Here is a 14129-nt window from a genome sequence, read left to right on the forward strand (position 1 = left end):
GGCTCAGCGGTCTGTGGCCGAGAGCTTGTAGATTTCCAAAGCGTCTGCGTCGGCGCCGCGTGCAGCCTTGGCCAGCCTGAATATCTGTCCCGCGAGGGTCGCCATCGGCACCGGCGTTGACGTCGCCTGGGCGACATCGGCGACCGTGTCGAGATCCTTGAGCATTGTCGCGATATGGCCAAGCGGCGGCGAGTGGATGCCCTGGACCATGCGCGGCACGAAGAGCTGAAGCGGGATGGAATCCGCAAAGCCGCCGGCGAGCGCTTCGGGCAGCCGGCCTGCGTCAATCCCCGCATTCGAGGCAAGGCGCGTTGCTTCCGCCAGAACGGCCATCGCGCATCCGACGATCACCTGGTTGCAGAGTTTTGTGGTTTGGCCAGCCCCGATCGGGCCCATGTGGGTGAACCTGCGTGCCATGTGCAGCACATAGGGCCGTGCCCGCTCGATGTCAGCAGCTTCTCCGCCGGCCATGATGGCGAGCGTGCCTTCCTCTGCGCCCTTGGTGCCGCCGGACACCGGCGCATCTATCCAGCCCGCGCCATTCGCGTCTTTCAGCCTCGCTGCAAGATCGCGCGCGGCGCCGGGATGGATTGACGAGAAGTCGACGACGAGCCTGCCTGCGCCGGAAGCCGCTGCAAGACCCTCGGGTCCGAAGATTACCTCTTCGACGGCGGCGGCATCGGTCACGCACATGAAGACGATATCCGCGTTCGTCAACATGTCGCGGGGCGTGGCTGCGCGCCTGGCGCCGGCCGCGACGAGCGGAGCGACCTTGCCCTCCGAACGATTCCAGACAGCGACCTGATGGCCGGCTGTGAGCAGGCGCCGGGTCATCGGCGTTCCCATCAGTCCAAGGCCGAGATAGCCGAGCCTCTCGACGCCCTGCGGGTTTGTCTTGCTCGCATCAGCCATAGGTTGCCTCCTTCTGTCGCAGCGCAAACGCCGCCTTACCATACATTGCAGGTCGGACAGCGAAACCGTCCGGCTCGCATGGCTTGCCTGATTGTTTGAACCATGAAACATTTGAGTGGTCGGGTTGGGCGGCGCCGGTCGGCGCCGGAGCAGCGGAGTGGGCACGATGCGAACCGTTTCGAAGTGGATCCTGGCTTTGGGAGCGGCCGCGGCTGCGAGCGCGGGGGCAGCCCCGTCATGGGCACAGCAGACCATTCGCGTCGGCTGGACCATCCCGGCCGAGGAATCCAAGTACTGGATGATGCGCAGGCCAGCTGAGTTTCCCAATATCGGCAAGGCCTACAACATCGAATGGACCCAATTTCAGGGCACCGCGCCGATGACGCAGGCATTGGCGGCCGGCGCGCTGGATTGCGCGACGCAAGCGCCGCTCTCGCTGGCCAACGGTGTGGTCGGCGGCAATCTCAAGGCCTACATCGTGGCGCAGCACGTCTTCGAGAAGCCCGGCGGTTTCTCGGTCTATTGGGCGGTGATGGATGACTCGCCGATCAAGACGATCGCCGATCTCAAGGGCAAGACGGTCGGCATTTCCGTGATCGGGGGCGGCACGCAAGGCCCCTTCAACCTGTTGCTCAAGCAGAATGGCGTCGATCCGGCCAAGGACATCAAGCTGGTCGAGGTCGGCTTTGCCGTCTCCGAAGATGCGCTGCGCCAGGGCCGCGTCGACGCGGTCAACATGAACCAGCCCTTTGCCGCACGTGCGGAGGCGAAGGGTGGTACAAGAAAGCTGTTCTCATTGTCGCAGGCGATGCCGAACATCGTGCACATCCTGGAAGCCTGCCGCGCTGATTTCGTCGACAAGAACCCCGACTTGGTGAAGGCCTACGTCCGTGACATTACCTCAGGTATGAAGAAAGCGCTGGCCAACCGCGAAGAGACGCTAAAGGTCGTGAATGAGGTTCTGAAGGCGCCTATTCCGGTGCTCGAGACCTATCTGCTCAAGGACAACGATTTCGGCCGCGATCCAGGTGCGGCGCCGAACTTCCCCGCGATCCAGAAGATGCTGGACATCTACGCGGAGACCGGAATGCTGCCGAAGCTGGATGCCATGCAGTTCAAGCACGCGACGATCGTCGCGCCGCTGGAATAGGCAACGGGCGAATTGTCCGAACAAGGGGGCGAGGCGTCCCGGATCATCCCGGACGTTGCATGAAAAAGATGCGCGCATGAAGAAGTTGCGATCACGGGTCACGACTGACGGCCTCGACCGGGCCCCGCACCGCGCTTTCATGCGCGCAATGGGGCTCGACGACGCAGCGATCGCCAAGCCGATGGTGGGCGTCGTCAGCATGAAGGGCGAGCAGACGCCCTGCAATATGACCCACGACTTCCAAGTGGCCGCGGCCAAGACGGGAATCGAGGAGGCTGGCGGCACGCCGCGCGAATTCTCCACCGTATCGGTCTCCGACGGCATCAGCATGAATCACGAGGGAATGAAGTTTTCTCTCTTTTCACGCGAGCTGATTGCCGATTCAATCGAAGCCGTCGTTCATGGTCTCGCCTATGACGCGCTGATCGGGTACGGCGGATGCGACAAGACGCTTCCCGGCGTGATGATGGGCATGGTTCGTTGCAACGTACCGTCCATTTTCATCTACGGCGGCAGCTCGCTGCCGGGCCGGGTAGACGGGCGGACTCTCACGGTGCTCGACTCCTATGAAGCTGTCGGCGGCTTCATGACCGGAGAGATCGACGGCGCCACGCTCGAACGGATTGAGCGCGCCTGCCTGCCGACCATTGGTGCGTGCGCCGGCCAGTTTACCGCGAACACGATGGGGATGGTGTCGGAGGCGATGGGGCTGACCATTCCCAACGTCTCGATGGTACCCGGTGTCTATGCGGAACGTGCACAGATCTCGCGCTGCGCCGGGCGACTGGTGATGGAGATGCTGGAACGTGGCGGCCCGCTGCCGCGCGACCTCGTGACTCGGAAATCCCTCGAGAGCGGCGCGGCGATTGTTGCCGCCACGGGCGGCTCGACCAACGCAGCGCTGCATCTGCCGGCGATCGCGAATGAGGCCGGGATCGCATTCACGATCGATGACGTCGGCAAGGTCTTTGCCAGGACGCCGCTGATCGGAAACTTGCGGCCGGGCGGCAAGTACACTGCGAAGGATGTCTACGACATCGGCGGCGCGGCCGTCGTGATCCGCGAGTTGATCCAGAGCGGGCACATCGATGGGAGCTGCTTGTCCGTCACCGGGCGCACGCTCGCCGAAGAATATGGCGCGGCCAACGCTCCCGACGGTGAAGTCGTTTACGCGTCTCGTGCGCCGATCATGCCTGATGGTGGCGTGGCGGTTCTAAAGGGCAATCTCTGTCCAGACGGTGCGGTGATCAAGGTCGCAGGTTTGAAGAGTCAGCACTTCGAGGGCGTTGCGCGCGTCTTCGAAGATGAGGAGGCGTGTGTCAAAGCGGTCCGTGACCGCGCCTACACGGCGGGCGAGGTGCTGGTGATCCGCAATGAAGGGCCAGTCGGCGGCCCGGGCATGCGCGAGATGCTCGGCGTTACCGCGCTGATCTACGGCCAGGGTATGGGCGAGAAAGTGGCCCTGATCACCGATGGACGGTTCTCCGGCGCTACTCGCGGCATGTGCATCGGCTACGTGTCCCCCGAAGCGTTTGTCGGCGGTCCGTTGGCGCTTGTTCGCGACGGCGACAGGATCCTGATCGATGCCGCAAACCGGCGGATGGATATGCTGGTCGACGAGCAGGAACTCACGGCGCGCCGACGCGATTGGAAGCCGAGGCCGCCCCGTCACCGTGCAGGTGCGCTCGCAAAGTATGCGCGGCTGGTCGGACAGGCGCCGGGCGGAGCCGTCACACATGAGGGCCCTGCAGAATGGCCTTGGTTCGAATGACGCGCCGCTTCCGTGCGAGAATGACCGCCTGTCTGGCAAGTTTCTTGCTAAGCTCGATCAGCTGATGGAGGACATCAGCGGATCGGTTGCGTGACGTTCGCGCGTGAGTCAAGCGAGAGGATGAGGGTAGTGCCTTCGAGATCGAGCGAATGGGTGAATCCGGTGACGTCACAAAGGCCGGCTTCTGCGATCATCGAGATCGACCGCGTCTCCCAGGTTTTCCAGACCTCGGCGCGCAAGGATCATCTGGCGCTATCGGACATCTCGCTGACGATCGAGGAAGGAGCCTTCGTCTCCATCCTTGGTCCGTCCGGCTGCGGAAAGTCGACACTTCTTTATATCGTCGGCGGCTTCGTCAGCCCGACCAGCGGCGTGGCGAGGATGAAGGGACAGACGATCACGGGGCCGGGTCCGGATCGCGGACCAGTGTTTCAGGAGTTCGCTCTGTTTCCCTGGAAGACCGTGTTGGGCAATGTGATGTATGGCCCGCGCCAGCAAGGTGTGCCTGCCACCGAGGCCGGAGCACAGAGCCAGGCCTTGATCGAGATGGTCGGCCTCAAAGGTTATGAGAACTTTTATCCCAAGGAGCTCTCGGGTGGCATGAAGCAGCGCGTCGCGCTGGCCCGGACATTGGCTTACCACCCTGAGGTTCTGCTGATGGACGAGCCGTTCGGCGCGCTCGACGCGCACACCCGTACACGCCTCCAGAATGATCTCCTAAACATCTGGGAGCGTGACCGCAAGACGGTCCTGTTCGTGACCCATTCGGTCGACGAGGCCGTGTTCCTGTCGGACAAGGTCGTGATGATGTCGAAATCTCCCGGCCGCATTCGGCAGGTGATCGATATCGATCTGCCTCGGCCGCGTCGCCGCAACGAGCTGTTGCTCGATCCGCGCTACCAGAAATATGTCGTCGACATCGAGCGCATGTTCGACGAGGTCGACGAGACCGGATCGCCGTCATGATATCGACTGCTGCCGCCGCCAGACGTGCCGCCCCGGTGTTCGCTTGCATCGGGCTGCTGGCGGTGTGGCAGGTCGCGTCGCTCGCGCTGAAGAATGACAGTTTTCCGACGGCGATCGAGGCGATCCGCGCGATCCCGGACATCCTTGGCGACAAGGAGTCGCTGATCAACATCCTGGCCTCGCTTCGCCGCATGGCGATCGGGTTCGGTGTAGCCGTGCTGGTTTCGATCCCGCTGGGTCTGTTGATGGGGCGTAGCCGCGCCGTCGCGGCCTTCTTCAACCCGCTTCTGATGGTGATCTATCCGGTGCCGAAAGCGGCGCTGATGCCGATCATCATGCTTTGGCTGGGCGTCGGCGACATCACGAAGACGCTGGTGATCTTCCTCGGCGTCAGCCTTCCCGTGATCTATCACAGCTTTGAGGGCGCCCAGGCCGTCGAAGAGAAGATGCTGTGGTCGGGCGCCGCGATGGGACTTTCGCCGCTGCAACGGCTGGTGCGGATCGTGCTGCCCGCGGCGCTGCCGGAGATCCTGACCGGATGTCGCACAGGTCTCGTGCTGGCGTTGATCACGATGATCACCAGCGAGATGATCGCCCGCCAGTCCGGCGCCGGCAACATTCTGTTCAATGCGCTGGACATGGGCCAATACGACACCGTCTTCGCGATGATCATCATCGTGGGGGCGATGGGAATTTGCTTCGATGCTATTTTCGAGCGGGTCCGCGCACGGCTGGTGCGCTGGTCCGAGCCTCAGTTCGACATGCCACTGAGCTTCTCATGACATCGCGTCTTCTCTCAGCAAACGTCGTTCTTGGGCTCGTGCCAATTGTGCTGGTGATCGCGGTGTGGCAAGGCCTCGTATCATTCGGCTTTGCGCCTGTGGTCTTGCTGCCACCGCCGGGATATGTCTTCAGCAGGTTGCTCCAGCAACTCGTGACGTGGACGTTTCAGCAGGAGATCGCGGCGACCCTGATCCGGCTGTTTGCCGGCTTTGCGATTGCGGTCGTGCTCGGCGTAAGTATTGGCATCGCCGCGGCCGCCAATCCAACGATCAATGCCGTGGTTCGGCCAATCGTGCGCGTGTTGGCGCCGTTGCCTAAAGTCGCACTTTATCCGGCGCTGCTGCTTCTGCTCGGCTTCGGCCACGGATCCAAGATCACGCTGGTGGCGGCGGACGCTCTCTTTCCCATTCTGCTGTCCACCTACTACGGCGCATCGGCTGTGGAGCAGAAGCTGATCTGGTCGGCCATGGCGGCGGGAACGCCGCGCTATGAGATCTTGTTCAAGGTGGTTTTGCCGGCGGCGATGCCTTCGATCCTGACCGGCTGCCGGATCGGCCTTGTTATTTCCTGCATCGTGGTGTTTCTGGCCGAAATGATCACGTCGACGGACGGGTTGGGGCATGTGCTGGTGACGGCGGCCCGAACCTTTCAGGCCGTCGACATGTTCGTACCACTGATCACGATTTCGCTGCTGGGGTTGATCCTGAACGGCTTGCTGGGTGCCCTGCGATCGTATCTCTTGCGGGGCTTCCCCGAAGCGTGATCTGACTGAACAAAGAAACCAGAAGACCGGGAGTGAACCATGCTGGCGGATCGCATCGAGGCAAAATGGATCGACGCGTTTTGCGAGATCTTTGAGCGCTGCGCCGTCAAGGCCGGCGACACCGCGGCGATCCTCTCGGAAACCCAATCGCGTGCGCTGAACGTTCATTTGGCGGAGCTCGCCCTGCTGCGGATGGGCGCGCGGCCGTTTCATGTGGTGATGCCGACGCCGCGTAACCGGAATATCGTGCCGGTTCGCTCGACCGGGGCAAGCGAGGCAATCCAGCGGCTTGGTCCGGTCATCACCGCACTCCAGCAGGCCGGCTTTGTGGTGGATTGCACCATCGAGGGCCTGATGCACGCGGTGGAGACGCCGGAGATCCTCAAGGCCGGTGCGCGGATACTGGTGATCTCCAACGAACACCCGGAAGCGCTGGAGCGGATGGTGCCGGATCCCGCACTCGAGAAACGCGTTCGCGCGGCGGCGAAGTTGTTGCGTGGGACGAAGCGGATGCGCGTGACATCGAAAGCCGGCACGGCGCTCGACGTTGACATGGTCGGTGCGTCCACGGTCGGCGTGTGGGGCTGGACCGACAAGCCGGGCACGTTGGCGCACTGGCCCGGTGGCATTGTGGTCAGCTTTCCCAAGAGCGGAACGATCAACGGGACGTTGGTGATGGCCCCCGGTGACATTAATCTGACCTTCAAGCGCTACCTGGCGTCCCCAGTGAAAATGACGCTGAAGGACGATTATGTTGTCGAGCTGGAGGGCGAGGGCACGGATGCGGCGATGATGCGCGCCTATCTCGCAGCGTGGGGCGATCGCGAGGCCTATGCGGTCTCGCATGTCGGTTTCGGTATGAATCCGGGAGCCCGCTACGAAGCCCTCTCGATGTATGACCAGCGTGACACCAACGGCACTGAAATTCGTGCCGTCTCCGGCAATTTCCTGTTCTCGACCGGCGCGAACGAATTTGCCGGCCGCTACACGGCGGGCCACTTTGATTTGCCGATGATGGGAACGACGATCGAACTCGATGGCGTCGCGGTCGTTCGCGAAGGCGTGCTGCAGGACGTCTTCGGCTAGCTGCGGTCGAGGACCGGTGGGCGCGCGAGGCCGAAATGCCGGAGCAGGTCGACCATGGCCTGAAGCCGCTTCACGCGATAGGCATCGACGTCCATGCCTGAATAATCGAGGAAGCCGGCACCCGTTCGCAAGCCGATCCGGCCTTCTTGCATATTGCGGGAAATGACGTCCGGCGTGCGATAGCGGTCGCTGCCGAGCGCGCCTTCGAGGTACCGGCTGGCGTAGTACAAGATGTCGCCGCCGCCCCAGTCGATGAACTCGAGCAGTCCGAGCACGGCATAGCGGAAGCCAAAGCCGTAACGGATCGCTTTGTCGATCTCCTCGGCGCTGGCGACGCCTTCCTCGACCATGCGTGCGGCCTCGTTCATCGCCAGCGCCTGGATGCGCGGGACGATGAAGCCGGGCGTCGCCGCGCAGACCACGGGGACCTTTCCGATGGCTTCGAGCAGCGCCTTGACCTCATCGATGATGGCGGGATCGGTGGCTTTGCCGGGTGAAACCTCGACCAGCGGGATCAGGTAGGCTGGATTGAGCCAGTGCACATTGAGGAAGCGGCGAGGGTTCACGATCGCACCGGAGAGATCGTCGACGAGGATGGTCGACGTGGTCGAAGCGATGATCGTATCCGGGCCGACTTGTTTTGAAGCCGCCCCCAGCACCTCGCGCTTGAGCTCGACGATCTCGGGAACGCCCTCGAAAACCATTCCGGCGCCGGACAGCGCTGCGCCGCTTCGGCTCGCTGGCACCACCGAGACCCGTGCGATAAGCGGATCGACATCCGCCTCGCTCAGCAGTCCCAGCTTCGACAGGCTGGCAAAGGTCTTCCTGACTTCGTCGAGCGCGTCCGCCTCCAGCCTGGCGAAGTCTTCCGCGGAACGGCCCTTGATGTCGATCATCGTGACCATATGCCCTGCGTAGGCGAACGCGACGGCGATGCCGCGCCCCATGCGGCCGGCCCCGAGGCAGGCAATGTTGGCGCGGCTGGTCATCGGTCAAAATCCCCTGCGAAGAAGCGCCTGGAGCTCGGCTTTGCTGAGATTGCCAAGCCCCAGCGTCTCGAGCGTTCGGCCGCGCTGCGCAAAATCCTCGCCGCAAATCGCACCGCCGATGGCCAGAAAGGCCTTGGCCAACGGTGTGGGCGTGCCCGCCAGGGCGGCGGCGGAGACCAGCAGCGACAGCCCAAGCCGCAGATCCTCACGCATATAGCGGTGCTCGGTCAGCACGATCCGCTCACGCCAGTCGCCGGAATCGGTCAGCCGGTCGTGCGAGCCACGGCCATACATCCAGATCTCGCCCTCTTTGGCGTAGTGGTGGGCCAGCGGAAAATGCGGTGCGCCATAGCCAAGCGCCTCTCGCACCGCGATCCGTTCTGCGTCGAGCGCGTCGGTCACCCGGCGGATCGCGGCCTGCGTTCCTTCCTTGTGGATGTCCCATCGTTCGAAATGCTCGATCGGGCCGGCGTTCATCACGATCAGCGGCGGGTGAATGATGGGCCCAGCATTCATCAGCGCGCCGGAGAGCGCATCGCCGCAGGGCTCGATCGCATCGGGGAAAGCGCGTCCGATCACTTCGAGTGCATGCGCGGCCTGATCGAGCGGAAACACGCCGACCGGCAGCCGCTTGGCACGGATGGTGATTGCGACCTCGAACGGCCCGTGCTTGCGGGTCAGCCAAGGCAGCGTGCCGGTCTCGGCAAAGCTTGCCTTGGCGTGGTTTCCGGCATCCCGCGCGGCTTGGGCGAAGATCATCGAGCCGAATGTGGCGGGCGGCAGGAACACGACCTGGCCGTTCCGCAAATGCGGAGCGAGCAAACGAGCAATGTCCGGCTGCGCGAAGGCAGGGGCGGGGCACAGAATCAGCTCGGTGCCATCAATTGCTTCGGCGATATCGGTCGTCACCAGCGCGAGCTTCACATCGTGCCGGCCATTATGATCCTTCACCAGGATGCGCGAGCCGGCCGCGCGATGCGCCGTCACCTGATCGGTGTCGCGGCGCCAGAGCCGGACCTCATGCCCCGACAGCGCAAAATCGCCCGCGGCCGCGAAAGAGCCGTTTCCCCCACCCAGAACTGCAATCTTCAAGATGCTTCTCCTTGCACGCGCGACTGCGCATCAAGCTGCTTCAGCAGGAAATGCTGGACCTTGCCCAGTGCCGTGCGCGGCAGGTCGTCGACGAAGACGATGTCGCGCGGAACCTTGTAACGGGCGAGCTGCGTCTGAAGATGCGCTCTCAGTTCGTCCACTTCGAGCCGGGAGCCGGACCGCCCGATGACATAGGCGATCGGCACCTCGTCCCAGCGCGGGTCCGGCCGGCCGATCACGGCGCATTCGCTGACATCGGGATGTTCGAGCAGGACGCGCTCGACCTCGGCCGGATAGACGTTCTCGCCGCCGGAAATGATCACATTCTTCTTGCGGTCGCGGACCCAGAAATACCCGTCGGCATCGCACAGGCCGACATCGCCGGTGCGATACCAACCGTCGTGCAGCGCATCGCGCGTGGCATCCGCATTGCCCCAATATTCGAAGAACACGTTGGGCCCTCGTACGGCGATTTCGCCCGGCGCACCCGCAGGGACCTCATTGCCGACCTGATCGATCACCTTCGCTTCGCAGCACAGGCCGGCAAGTCCGGTCGATCCCGCGCGCGAAAGATCGCCGCCAAGCCGGGTGTAGACTGCGATGGGGCAGGTTTCCGTCGATCCATAGACCTGAAGCATCGGAACATCGCGCGCCACGAAGCGGTCGATCAGGTGCGGTGGCACGATGGTCGAGCCGGTCGAGACGGCTTTGAGCGACGAGAGATCGGTCGTTGTCCAGGCGGGATGCTCGCTCACGGCCTGGAGGATTGCAGGCACCATCACTGTCAGGGTCGGTCGTTCCCGTTCAATGGCCGCGAGCGCAGTATCCGGCGTGAAGCGGGCGTGGATCGTGACGGTCGCACCAAGCTGCAGCGCCGGCGTGGTCTGGATGTTGAGGCCGCCGACATGGAAGAACGGCAGCACCGTCAGCACGTGATCATCCGACGTCATGTTGTGCATGTGCTGGCTCATGACGCCGTTCCAGAACAAGGCTTCTTGCCGCAGAACTGCGCCCTTCGGCCGTCCCGTCGTTCCTGACGTGTAGACGATCAGAAGCGGGCAGGAGAGATCAGTGTGCGGATTGCGGCCGCTGCCTTCGCTGCGAGCCAGCAACGCCTCGAATGTCGCGCCACGAGGTGGCGTGAAGTCGAGTCCGATGACGGTCGTCCCCGGCGCAAGCTCCGGGAGAACTCCCGCAAATGCCTGCTCGAGTACCAGGACCTTTGCGCCCGCATCGGTGAGAATGAAGCGCTGCTCGGCAACCGCTAGCCGCCAGTTCAGCGGCACCAGCATCGCACCAAGTCGCGCGCATGCGTAGAGCAGAACCAGATAGTCCGGCCGGTTCAGGCTCAGGATTGCGACGCGGTCGCCTCGGCCGACGCCGAGCTCCTGCCTCAACGCCGTGGCGGTCCGTTCGATGCGCGCGGCGAGTGCGGCGAAGCTCAGCCGCTCACCCTCGAAGGCGATCGCCGTCTTGTCTGGCGCGAACGCCGCGTTGCGATCGATCAGACTACAGAGGTCCACGGTCAGTCGTCCGTTTCACCGGCCTCGTACAGCGCCTCGCGCCCGATCCGGTCGAGGCAGAGCTCGGCGGTCCAGGGCAGCATCAGCGAGCCACAGCGGCTGTCGCGATAGATGCGCTCCAGCGGGAGCGAGCGGAGCATGGCCTGACCGCCGCAGGTGCGGATCGCGAGCGCGGCGAGCTCATTGGCGCCCTCCATCACCGAATATTGCGCGGCATAGGCGCGCAGCACCTGCTCCTTGCTTGGATTGGCGTGGGCCTCGGTGATCGCCTGGAACCAGATCGCCTTGATCTGCTCGAGCTTGATCTGCATCTGCGCGACCGCGATTTGCTTGGTCGGGTACATCCGGCGCTTGACCGGCGGCATGCCCGGTACCTCGCCGCGAAGATAGCGCACGGTGAAATCATAGGCGGCTTGCGCCAGGCCCATATAGGTCGGCGACAGCGTCAGGAACATGTGAGGCCAGCGCATCGCCGCCTGGAAATAGACGCCACGCGGCATCAGCGCGGAATCCTCAGGGACGAACACATCCTTGAACAGCAGCGTGCGAGAGACTGTGCCGCGCATGCCGAGCGGATCCCAGTCGCCGACCACCGAGACACCGTCCGATTTCGCGGAGATCGCGAGGTAAAGGGTGTTGCGGCGCGAGGCTTTTTCGCCCTCCTCGATCTCGGTGCAGAGCACGCCGTAATAGTCGGCATGACCGGACAGCGATGCGAAGATCTTCTTGCCGTTGACGATCCAACCGCCCTTCACGGGCTTTGCTTCCGTGCCGAACGCGACACCGCCGGCCGCGGCCGCTCCGCCCTCGGAAAAGGGCTGCGAGTAGATCGCACCATCCTCGACGATACGCTTGTAATGAACCGCGCGCCGCCGCTCGTGCTCGGCGCGGGTCTCCGCGTCCATGTCGAGATCGTCGGCGAGCGGACCTGACCACAGGGTCGAGCATACGTGCATGTTCCAGGTGAGGGCGGTCGCGCCGCAATAGCGGCCGATTTCCGCTGCCGCCAGTGCGTAAGTTTGATAGTTCGCGCCGAGCCCGCCATGCTTCTTGGGCACCGCGATGCCGAGCAGGCCGACGCGATGCAGGTCGCGATAATTCTCAGTCGGGAAGATCGCCTCGCGATCGTAAGTCGCCGCGCGACCAGCGAACACGCTCTGGCCGATCTCGCGGGCGCGCGCGATGATGCCGGCCTGCTCGTCGTTCAGGCGGAATGCGACGGGATCGAAGATCGGAGCATCCAGCGCGACCTTGTCGGTTACGCCGATGTTCTTGCTGACTTGCATGGTCATTGCGCAGCCATCCTACGTTTTGGTTGCGACGGAATTCAGGAACCGGCCGAGGGCTTCGTCGAACGCGTCAGCGCGTTCAAGGTTGGCGAGATGGCCGACACCAGCCAGCTCGACATATTCGGCAGAGGGAATGAATGTTGCTGTCTTTGCCATCATGGGGGCAGGCGCATTGTTGTCCTTGGAGCCGGACAGCAACAGCGTCGGGACGGAAATGTCCTTGAGTGTGCTGCGCTGATCGAAGCCCATCAAAGCCAGCATCATGGCGCGATAGCTCGCCTCGGGCACGCTTGCCATGCACTCGCGCGCAAGCTCCATTCCCTTCGGATCGGGATCGTCGCCGACAAGCTCCTTCACCAGGGAGGGAGCCAGCGACTTCATGGTCTCGCCGCGATCGAGCGGCCCAAGCCGCGCCGCGATGAACGATTTCTGCCAATTGCCATCGGCCTTGCCGAAGGCCGGGCTGGTCTGCGCAAGGACGACCGCGCGGGCCAGTTTCGGGGATTGCGCCAGCCATTTCTGGACGATCATGCCACCGATCGAATGGCCGACCAGAATTGGCTTGGTTGCACCAAGCTGCTCAATGAATTGCTGGAGCGCATCGGCAAGGGCCGCGATGCTGACGCTGGCGAGCGGCGCCGATCCGCCGTAGCCCGGCATGTCCCATGCAATCGCGCGGAACTGGGTGCTGAATCTCGCAAGCTGTTGCCGCCAGGCCCGTGCCGCGCCGCCAATGCCATGCAGGAAAATCAGGGGTGTCGCGTCCGGATCGCCCGCGGCTTCATAGGCGAAGCGGCCGTCTTTTGTTATCATTGGCGCAGGCTGCGACACGCGACATCCTTTTGCTCGGCCGGTCGATGCTAACAGGCCTGTAGGGGATGGGAAGCGATAATTTTATACTTAAAGCAATTTTCGGGCCGGTCTCTCGCGCGAAGGCGTTCGCGGCGCTACGGCAGCTTCGTTGCAAAAACTTGAAGGTTAAAATATATCGAGGAACGATCAGCAGAGCCAAGGAGCCAGCGCATGTCCGGATTGCCGCACTCGCCGCACGCGCTCGTGACCGGTGGCGGTCGCGGCATCGGCCGCGCCGTCGCAGCCTCTCTTGTCGGAGCAGGCGCAACCGTGACGGTGCTCGGCCGGAACGTCGCTGTTCTAGAAGAGGCGGTCGGCGCAGGTGCCGCGCATTTTGCTGCGATCGCCGACGTCTCGAACGAATTATCACTGAAAGCCGCTATCGCTGAAGCGAGCGCGCGAAAGCCGATCGACATCCTGATCGCCAACGCGGGAAGTGCAGAATCCGCGCCGTTCGCGAAATCGGACGCTGCCCTGTTTGCGCGCATGTTGGACGTCAATTTCATGGGCGTTGTCCATGCCATCCAGGGCGTTCTGCCGGGCATGAAGGATCGTCCCTATGGCCGCATCGTCGCGATTGCCTCGACGGCAGGGCTCAAGGGCTACGCCTATGTCAGCGCGTATACGGCGGCGAAGCACGCCGTCGTCGGTCTCGTGCGCTCTCTTGCCCTCGAGACGGCCGGAAGCAATGTGACTGTGAATGCGGTGTGTCCGGGCTTCACCGACACCGATCTGGTCGCCGGCAGCATTGAAAACATCATGAAGAAGACCGGCAGGAGCCGCGAGCAGGCGATCGCCGAGCTCGCGAAGCACAATCCGCAGGGACGGCTGATCACGCCTCAAGAGGTGGCTGACGCAGTGCTTTGGTTGTGCGGCGAAGGCGCTGGTGCGATCACCGGGCAGGCGATTGCAGTCGCAGGCGGCGAAATCTAGTAGCGCGGAACAAACATAGT

The 14129-nt window shown here is 63.4% G+C and carries 13 protein-coding genes; 7 read left to right on the plus strand and 6 right to left on the minus strand.

Annotated features, from left to right (window positions below; all coding sequences use genetic code 11):
- Nucleotides 1-3 precede the first annotated feature (3 nt).
- Nucleotides 4-912: an NAD(P)-dependent oxidoreductase gene (locus tag IVB46_RS36090; protein WP_247344679.1), complete on the minus strand. Its 909-nt coding sequence runs from the start codon at nt 910-912 to the stop codon at nt 4-6.
- Nucleotides 913-1078: 166 nt separating this feature from the next.
- Here IVB46_RS36090 and IVB46_RS36095 point away from each other — a divergent pair, with 166 nt between their 5' ends.
- The 6 genes from IVB46_RS36095 to IVB46_RS36120 all read left to right on the plus strand — a co-directional run bounded on the left by IVB46_RS36095 (nt 1079) and on the right by IVB46_RS36120 (nt 7431).
- Complete coding sequence (locus tag IVB46_RS36095) at nt 1079-2062, plus strand: ABC transporter substrate-binding protein (protein ID WP_085405924.1); 984 nt, start codon at nt 1079-1081, stop codon at nt 2060-2062.
- A 76-nt stretch (nt 2063-2138) separates the two neighbouring features.
- A complete protein-coding gene (gene ilvD, locus IVB46_RS36100) occupies nt 2139-3833 on the plus strand; it encodes a dihydroxy-acid dehydratase (protein WP_247344682.1) in 1695 nt (564 codons plus the stop codon).
- Between the two features lie 120 nt (nt 3834-3953).
- Nucleotides 3954-4799: an ABC transporter ATP-binding protein gene (locus IVB46_RS36105; protein WP_049826286.1), complete on the plus strand. Its 846-nt coding sequence runs from the start codon at nt 3954-3956 to the stop codon at nt 4797-4799.
- Nucleotides 4796-5581 (plus strand): ABC transporter permease, encoded by a 786-nt coding sequence (locus IVB46_RS36110; protein WP_247303255.1) that lies wholly within the window; start codon nt 4796-4798, stop codon nt 5579-5581. The genes IVB46_RS36105 and IVB46_RS36110 overlap by 4 nt, the downstream gene beginning before the upstream one ends.
- Nucleotides 5578-6345 carry an ABC transporter permease subunit gene (locus IVB46_RS36115; RefSeq protein WP_247303253.1) on the plus strand — a complete coding sequence of 256 codons (768 nt, stop codon included), beginning with the start codon at nt 5578-5580 and terminating at the stop codon, nt 6343-6345. The genes IVB46_RS36110 and IVB46_RS36115 overlap by 4 nt, the downstream gene beginning before the upstream one ends.
- A 39-nt stretch (nt 6346-6384) precedes the next feature.
- Nucleotides 6385-7431 (plus strand): peptidase M29, encoded by a 1047-nt coding sequence (locus tag IVB46_RS36120; RefSeq protein WP_028156630.1) that lies wholly within the window; start codon nt 6385-6387, stop codon nt 7429-7431.
- Here the strand turns inward: IVB46_RS36120 and IVB46_RS36125 are convergent.
- From IVB46_RS36125 to IVB46_RS36145, 5 genes are read right to left on the minus strand one after another with little or no spacing between them, the layout of a single operon-like run.
- A complete protein-coding gene (locus IVB46_RS36125; protein WP_247303251.1) occupies nt 7428-8420 on the minus strand; it encodes a 3-hydroxybutyryl-CoA dehydrogenase in 993 nt (330 codons plus the stop codon). The two genes, IVB46_RS36120 and IVB46_RS36125, sit on opposite strands and share 4 nt — an antisense overlap.
- Nucleotides 8421-8423: 3 nt before the next feature.
- Nucleotides 8424-9512 carry an NAD/NADP-dependent octopine/nopaline dehydrogenase family protein gene (locus IVB46_RS36130; protein ID WP_247344687.1) on the minus strand — a complete coding sequence of 363 codons (1089 nt, stop codon included), beginning with the start codon at nt 9510-9512 and terminating at the stop codon, nt 8424-8426.
- Nucleotides 9509-11035, minus strand: coding sequence for a long-chain fatty acid--CoA ligase (locus IVB46_RS36135; protein ID WP_247303249.1), 1527 nt, complete (start codon nt 11033-11035; stop codon nt 9509-9511). The genes IVB46_RS36130 and IVB46_RS36135 overlap by 4 nt, the downstream gene beginning before the upstream one ends.
- 2 nt (nt 11036-11037) lie before the next feature.
- Nucleotides 11038-12327, minus strand: coding sequence for an acyl-CoA dehydrogenase family protein (locus IVB46_RS36140; protein WP_247303247.1), 1290 nt, complete (start codon nt 12325-12327; stop codon nt 11038-11040).
- Nucleotides 12328-12339: 12 nt separating this feature from the next.
- Nucleotides 12340-13137 (minus strand): alpha/beta hydrolase, encoded by a 798-nt coding sequence (locus IVB46_RS36145; protein WP_247303245.1) that lies wholly within the window; start codon nt 13135-13137, stop codon nt 12340-12342.
- Between the two features lie 210 nt (nt 13138-13347).
- On the opposite strand from IVB46_RS36145, the gene IVB46_RS36150 reads away from it, so the two are divergent.
- On the plus strand, nt 13348-14109 hold the full coding sequence (locus IVB46_RS36150) for an SDR family oxidoreductase (RefSeq protein ID WP_247303243.1): 762 nt from the start codon (nt 13348-13350) through the stop codon (nt 14107-14109).
- Nucleotides 14110-14129 lie beyond the last annotated feature (20 nt).

This window comes from Bradyrhizobium sp. 61 (assembly GCF_023073075.1).
In the GTDB taxonomy this organism is placed as follows: domain Bacteria; phylum Pseudomonadota; class Alphaproteobacteria; order Rhizobiales; family Xanthobacteraceae; genus Bradyrhizobium; species Bradyrhizobium barranii.

Bases quoted from the DNA above. Each gene is read 5' to 3' on its own strand.
- IVB46_RS36105 (WP_049826286.1), top strand. From the start codon at position 3,954: ATGAGGGTAGTGCCTTCGAGATCGAGCGAATGGGTGAATCCGGTGACG.
- IVB46_RS36110 (WP_247303255.1), top strand. From the start codon at position 4,796: ATGATATCGACTGCTGCCGCCGCCAGACGTGCCGCCCCGGTGTTCGCT.
- ilvD (WP_247344682.1), top strand. From the start codon at position 2,139: ATGAAGAAGTTGCGATCACGGGTCACGACTGACGGCCTCGACCGGGCC.
- IVB46_RS36145 (WP_247303245.1), bottom strand. From the start codon at position 13,137: ATGATAACAAAAGACGGCCGCTTCGCCTATGAAGCCGCGGGCGATCCG.
- IVB46_RS36120 (WP_028156630.1), top strand. From the start codon at position 6,385: ATGCTGGCGGATCGCATCGAGGCAAAATGGATCGACGCGTTTTGCGAG.
- IVB46_RS36125 (WP_247303251.1), bottom strand. From the start codon at position 8,420: ATGACCAGCCGCGCCAACATTGCCTGCCTCGGGGCCGGCCGCATGGGG.
- IVB46_RS36090 (WP_247344679.1), bottom strand. From the start codon at position 912: ATGGCTGATGCGAGCAAGACAAACCCGCAGGGCGTCGAGAGGCTCGGC.
- IVB46_RS36150 (WP_247303243.1), top strand. From the start codon at position 13,348: ATGTCCGGATTGCCGCACTCGCCGCACGCGCTCGTGACCGGTGGCGGT.
- IVB46_RS36140 (WP_247303247.1), bottom strand. From the start codon at position 12,327: ATGACCATGCAAGTCAGCAAGAACATCGGCGTAACCGACAAGGTCGCG.
- IVB46_RS36115 (WP_247303253.1), top strand. From the start codon at position 5,578: ATGACATCGCGTCTTCTCTCAGCAAACGTCGTTCTTGGGCTCGTGCCA.
- IVB46_RS36095 (WP_085405924.1), top strand. From the start codon at position 1,079: ATGCGAACCGTTTCGAAGTGGATCCTGGCTTTGGGAGCGGCCGCGGCT.